The sequence below is a fragment of the Klebsiella sp. K47 genome (genome assembly GCF_051858335.1).
Lineage (GTDB): Bacteria > Pseudomonadota > Gammaproteobacteria > Enterobacterales > Enterobacteriaceae > Klebsiella > Klebsiella pneumoniae.
In genome coordinates this window covers 1-224 of the sequence record NZ_JBPYUI010000411.1, presented here as the reverse complement: position 1 = coordinate 224, position 224 = coordinate 1, and the positions used below count along the sequence as shown (strand labels likewise).

Below are 224 nucleotides of genomic sequence, written 5' to 3'. Positions count from 1 at the left end.
AACTGTGCCAGTTGCTCCGCTGATTTTTCTGCATAATCAGGATGAGCGTTCAGTCCTGTTCCTACAGCTGTTCCACCTAAAGGTAGTTCATACAAACCTGAAAGTGCTTGTTGTAAACGCTTTAAGCCGTGATCGAGCTGAGAAACATAACCGCTAAATTCTTGGCCTAAGGTTAAGGGTGTCGCATCTTGTAAATGAGTTCGGCCAATTTTGACGATGTCAGC

Annotated in this window: 1 protein-coding gene; it reads right to left on the bottom strand. The window is 44.6% G+C overall.

Annotated features, from left to right (window positions below):
• Positions 1-224 (bottom strand): lyase family protein (locus RRF55_RS28595; RefSeq protein WP_439419385.1); only part of this gene is annotated, 224 nt, incomplete at both ends.